Origin of the sequence: Pseudomonas sp. Colony2 (assembly GCF_019382755.1) — a bacterium.
Taxonomy (GTDB): domain Bacteria; phylum Pseudomonadota; class Gammaproteobacteria; order Pseudomonadales; family Pseudomonadaceae; genus Aquipseudomonas.
The window spans coordinates 881,563-881,794 of the sequence record NZ_CP080030.1 but is presented as its reverse complement, the minus strand read 5'-3'; the positions used below and the strand labels follow the sequence as shown (position 1 = coordinate 881,794).

Sequence of the window (232 nt, the reverse complement as noted above, 5' to 3'; positions counted from 1 at the left end):
GATCCAGCGCGGTGCCGAGGCCCCTGATCGACCACCTTTGGTGCCATCCTGGATGTTGATCTTGCCCAGTTGCCGAACCTCACGTTGCAGTCGGGGCAGATCGGCCAGGATCGCTTCGCGCAGGCGCATACCAGTCTCACGGGCGAGGAGCACAATTGCGGCCACTCGTTGCTGACCTCGCTCTGACAGCGCGCGTGCGATCAACTCGATCTGAGCACGATCTTGGCCTTGC

General features: G+C 62.5%; 1 protein-coding gene. It reads right to left on the bottom strand.

What is annotated here, in order from left to right; all coding sequences use genetic code 11:
* Positions 1 to 232 (bottom strand): integrase domain-containing protein (locus tag JV201_RS29530; RefSeq protein WP_257903286.1); only part of this gene is annotated, 232 nt, incomplete at both ends.